Source organism: Paracoccus sp. (in: a-proteobacteria) (genome assembly GCF_047973135.1).
Lineage (GTDB): Bacteria > Pseudomonadota > Alphaproteobacteria > Rhodobacterales > Rhodobacteraceae > Paracoccus.
The window spans coordinates 1-4,884 of record NZ_JBKEBL010000046.1 but is presented as its reverse complement, the minus strand read 5'-3'; the positions used below and the strand labels follow the sequence as shown (position 1 = coordinate 4,884).

6 protein-coding genes are annotated in these 4,884 nt (G+C 66.8%); 5 read left to right on the top strand and 1 reads right to left on the bottom strand.

What is annotated here, in order from left to right:
* Positions 1-229 (bottom strand): hypothetical protein (locus ACK5L9_RS04680; RefSeq protein WP_416910289.1); only part of this gene is annotated, 229 nt, incomplete at its 3' end.
* A 485-nt stretch (positions 230-714) separates the two neighbouring features.
* On the opposite strand from ACK5L9_RS04680, the gene ACK5L9_RS04675 reads away from it, so the two are divergent.
* The 5 genes from ACK5L9_RS04675 to ACK5L9_RS04655 are packed head-to-tail and all read left to right on the top strand — an operon-like array spanning position 715 to position 4,618.
* A complete protein-coding gene (locus ACK5L9_RS04675) occupies positions 715-1,254 on the top strand; it encodes a hypothetical protein (RefSeq protein WP_416910288.1) in 540 nt (179 codons plus the stop codon).
* Positions 1,251-2,225, top strand: coding sequence for a glycosyltransferase family 2 protein (locus tag ACK5L9_RS04670; protein ID WP_416910287.1), 975 nt, complete (start codon positions 1,251-1,253; stop codon positions 2,223-2,225). The genes ACK5L9_RS04675 and ACK5L9_RS04670 overlap by 4 nt, the downstream gene beginning before the upstream one ends.
* Positions 2,222-3,298, top strand: a complete 1,077-nt coding sequence (locus ACK5L9_RS04665) for a hypothetical protein (protein ID WP_416910286.1) — start codon at positions 2,222-2,224, stop codon at positions 3,296-3,298. Before ACK5L9_RS04670 ends, ACK5L9_RS04665 begins: the two co-directional genes overlap by 4 nt.
* Positions 3,295-4,374: a hypothetical protein gene (locus ACK5L9_RS04660; protein WP_416910285.1), complete on the top strand. Its 1,080-nt coding sequence runs from the start codon at positions 3,295-3,297 to the stop codon at positions 4,372-4,374. Before ACK5L9_RS04665 ends, ACK5L9_RS04660 begins: the two co-directional genes overlap by 4 nt.
* A gap of 1 nt (position 4,375) precedes the next feature.
* A complete protein-coding gene (locus tag ACK5L9_RS04655) occupies positions 4,376-4,618 on the top strand; it encodes a hypothetical protein (protein ID WP_416910284.1) in 243 nt (80 codons plus the stop codon).
* Positions 4,619-4,884: the final 266 nt, after the last annotated feature.

Here is a 4,884-nt window from a genome sequence, read left to right as displayed (position 1 = left end):
GGACCCGCCCGCCCCGCACAAGGCGTATATGGCCGGTCCCCTCTGGCTGCGCGCCCCCGGCAAGAAGGGTGAAAACGACGCGCGAACTCATCCACTGGCGCAGCACGATCTCGAAACTGTCGCAGGGCGGGCCTTGCAGGAAATGGTTCGCGATGCTTGCGCTGTGGATATAGCCGCGATTGCCGCGAAACGGAAAATCCACGGAAAACCGGTCTGGAAAATCACCCATCCTGCGCCCGATCTGTCAGAAAACCCGCCTTTTTCTGTACGCGCCGGGGACATGGGCCGCAAGGGCCCGCCCGCCAGTTTTCCTGCCAGTTTTCCCGCCAGTTTTCCGGTGCCGCCCCCGGCATGGTGCAGGCATGGTACAGGCCAGGGGATGAGGGCAGAGGGGGGGGTCGGGCCGGGCAAAGCCCGGCCCGTCGCTGCCGCCCGGCCGGTGGCGCGCTTCGCGCGCGGGGCTAAGCAGGGGGTCCGGGGGGTGCAACTCCCCCGGCCATCGCGGGACGCAAATCATCCGGCGGCGACGTTGCGCCACCTTCCCCGGCAGAGTGCGGCGGCCTGCGGTCACGATTGCGCGCGGGGCCGCTTCGCAACCGGCCCGCCGGGGCCTGCGGGGCTTTGTCAATCGCCCGAACCGGCGGTATGAAGAGACCGGCAGACGGCAAGGAACCGGGCTGCCGGATGGAATGGCTGCCAGGGTGCGGGGGACATATGACAAACAGCATCGCTTTGGGCGCGGATGGCGAGCTCAATCACACTCTGGCCGTGCTGCGGCAGGCCACCCCTGCGGGACGGCTGGCATCGCGCACGAAGATCATGCCCGGCATCTCGTGGCATGCCGATCCGGCGCTTGAGCTTGAGGGCAATTACAGCTCGCCCGGAGGGCGGCTGCTTGAGATCGAGACCCGGCCACGGGCCGAAGGCGCATGGAACGCGCTGCATCTGTCGCTGCCGGCCCGCGACCTGCGCGGCTGCGGGGTTCTGGGCTTTGCCCTGCGCAGCGCCACCCCCGACATGCTGGTCCTGCGGGCCTGCCTGCGATCCGGCCTGCAATCCGGGTCCGGCTTCGAGGATTGCTTTTTCACCAAGCATGTTCTGGTCCGCCCCGAGGAAAGCGTGCATCTGGACGCCCTGCCCGCGCATCATCAGCCACGCCTGCCCCTTGAGGCCCCCTGGCGCGAGCTGGTCCTGTTCTTTCCCGTGACAGCCTTCCGCTTTTCGCTGATCGACCTGCGCGTCTTTCTGGTATGAGGCTGTCACTGGCCATCCCGGTCCATAACGACACCGAAGCCCTGGCGCATCTGCTGGGGCAGGCGGTGGAACTGGGCTGTTTCGAGGCGGTGGTCGTGACCGATGACGGCTCGGATCCGCCGCTTGACCCTGACAGGCTGCGCCGGATCGCCGACCGGGGCGGGATCCGGCTGACCCTGTTGCGCAACGACACGCCGCAAGGCGCGGGTCAGGCCCGGAACCGGGCGCTGGAGCATATCGGCAGCTCGCATGTGCTGTTCTTCGATTCCGATGACATGCTGACCGGGGAAATTCCCGCGCTCTGGCATGATCTCGCGGGGCGGTCCTTTGATTTCTGCCTGTTCAGGCATGCCGACAGTCAGGTCGCGCAGGGTGGCAGATGGGGCCAGATCGAACTGGACGACGCCTTCTGGCGGCTGGGCGGATGCAGCAGCCAGACGCTGCATGTCCTGCCCGAAGCGGCCTTCCCCTGGCTGGCACAGACCGCCAATTACCCCTGGAACAAGATCTATCGCACGGATTTCCTGCGCGAAAACGACATCCGCTTTTCGGAAATCCCGATCCATAACGACATCCTGGCCCATTGGCTCAGCTTTCTGCGCGCGGGCTGCATCCTGACCACCAGCCGCGTCGGCGCCGTGCATTTCATCCGTCAGGGATCGCACCGCCTGACCAACCGCCGCGATCTCGAACGGCTGCGCGCCTTCGAACCACTGTCCCGGATTGCCCGCATCATCCGTCAGGATGACGGCCCGGCCGGGCCATGGATGACCGGTTTCCTGCAGTTTTCCTGCCTGCTGATCGACTGGATCCGGGGCAGCATCGATACCCGGTTTCACCAGGAACTGGACCGCAAGGTGACGGCCTTTCTTGATGCCTGCCTTGACCGCGACGCCATGGCCCTGCTGGCGCGCGGCGATCCGGTTCTTGCACTCAGGGTAACACTCTTGCTGGGGTTTGGACGCATATGATCCTGTCTGTTCTGGTGACGATCCGCAATGATACGCCCGGACTGGCGACGCATCTGCATCAGCTTGCGCGGGCCCTGGACCGGCTGGACCGGCTGGTCATCGTCCATGACGAGGTTCTGGCCGATACCGCCGCGCATCTGCGCCGCTTTTCCGAGGGGCCGGGGCGCGGGGCCCATATCCTGGCGCTGGACAGGGCCGAGCTGGTGCCCCGCACGCTGTGCAGGCTGGCCCGGCTTGTGACCGCCACGGAATATGCGCTGCATCTAGGACCGCAGGATTTTCTCTGCCCCGATGTGATCGCGGATCTGGATGACCGCCTGCGGCAGGACCGGCCCGATCTGGCGATCTGCGCCAGCGGCTGGTGGGTGGCGGGGCCGTATTCGGCCCTGCCCGAGCCCGAAACCGCGCGTCTGGCCGAATGGGCGGACAACCCGCCGGCCCCCGGACAGGCCCCCGGACAGGCCCTGTCCCTGCGCCCCGATCCGCGCCGGCTGGTCCTGCGCGACACGGATCTGGACAGCGCCTGCCGCGAGGCCCTGCGGGACGGCGATCCGGCGGCGGACTGGGCCTGCCATGACCGGATCGTCGGGGGCGCGGCCTCGATCCGCGTGGTGCCGACGCCGGTGCTTCTGTTCCCGCTGCCCGCGGCAGAGCGGGTTGCAAGGGCCCTGACGGCCGCGCGCCATGCCCTGTCGGCAAAAGACCCGAAAACGCCGCGCGACACGCTGCGGGCGCGCATCCTGCAACGGCTTTCCGATGAATTGCGCCATGCCGGTCCCGCCCATGCCGGGGCGGATATGGCCGCCGCGCGGGATCTGGCCGCCAGCCTGTCCTTCCGCGAACGACGCGCCCTGCGCCATGCCACCTGCCCCGCCGGGCAGTTGCTGGCCGCCGCCGCCGCCGGGGACCATGCGCTGATGGCCGGAATCCTGACCCAGCAGGCCGCCGCGCGGGACCGGGCCGCCATGCTGGCCCTTCAGGACGAAATCGCCCGCCTGCGCCGGGATCTGGATCTGGCCCTGCCCGGCCCCGAATATCTGCTGCAGCTTTACGAACGCCTGCGGCCGCGATGATCCGGGTCTTTCTCAGCGGCCGCCATGCCCGGCGCTGCCCGCTCAGCTATCCGGCGCTGACACCGCTGTTTGCCGGCCATGTCGAACTGACCGACCAGCCGTCACGGGCCGATCTTTACCTGTTCGCCCACAGCCTCGACCTGCAAGAGGCCCCCCCGGACCTTGTCCGGGACTGGCGCCTCCGGCAAAGGCCCGTGGTGCTGCTGTCGGAAGAGCCCTTCTGGGACACGATCTGGACCGGTCGCCCGCTGGACCGGTGGCTTTGCCTGCCGACGGGCCTGGGCGACCTGCCAGTCATCCAGTTGAACCACATGACCTCGACGATCTTCGATTTCGACGAAATTCCCTATTATCTGCTGACGAACCACCGCTTTCCGGTTGCCTATCGGGTGCTGTTCCGGCGCAATGCCACCCGGTCACTGCAAGACTGGCAGGCCGGGTTTCAAAGCCGGGCGGTCGATGTGACCTTCATGTTCGAACGCCGCCCCGAACCCTTTCACGATGTCGGCTGGCCCGAGGCCGGTCTGACCGGTCTGGCAGCATGGCGGACAAGGCTTGCCGAGCAGCAGGGCATGGGCCGGGTCGAGCGTCTGGGCCTGCGCTGGCAGCCCGGCGTGCCGCGTCAGACGCTGGTGGACTGGCATCTCGACAAGCTGGTGCGGCTTGACAACCGCGCCCGCAGCCTTGCGGCGATCGAGAATACCCACCATCCGCTGTATATCACCGAGAAACTCTTCGACGCCTTCGCCTGCGGCAGCCGCCCGATCTATTTTGCCGGGCCGGACCACCGCATCCACCGGCTGGGCCTGCCCGAAGCTTCCTGGCTGAACCTCTATGGCCTCGATCCCGAAACCGCCGCTGCCCGCATCGCCCGGCCCTTTGCGGATGCCGGGTTCTGGCAGGCCTGGTCCGCCGCACAGACCACCCTGGCGCGGCTTTGGGGCGATCCGGGGGCGGTGATGCGCGAACGGCTGCGGTTGCGCCGCGCCATTCTGGCCGAACTGACCGCATTGCTGGACGGCGGAGGCCATGACATACCCATGGCGCGGCCCGATCCGGAACAGGAGCAGCCCTGACATGGAACCAGAGGACAGGACGGCCGATCTGCTGGCAATCAGTCTGGAACAGGCCGCCGCCATGCACGATCTGGCCGCGCGCTATTGCCGCGAGAATATCGCATTGCGCGACGAATTGCGGCAAAGCCGCGATGAGGCCACAGAGGCGCGGGACCGTGCCGGGCGGCTTGAGACCGAATTGCGAATGCTGCGCGGAACCCCCTTGCGGCGACTGTGGCGGCGCTTGCGCCCTGCGAGGGGGTAACGGGGTGTTGTCACGTTAACCCGAATTATGCATGAGGAGTTGGTGAGACTGGCTTAACTACTTGAAGAGCTGTAGTTTTATGGTTCCTACACCCAAAGCCGCAGTTCTTCAGGATGCCGAGCCTCACCATGGATGTTTCTACACCCTCTCGTCTGTGTTTGTCACCGGTCAATGGCAAGCAGGTCCTGCTCGGATTTGAGGGTGCCGACATGAGTTCCGACGCTGGGCTGATGCTGTTGCGGGAGATCGAGCGCCGTGAAGGTCTG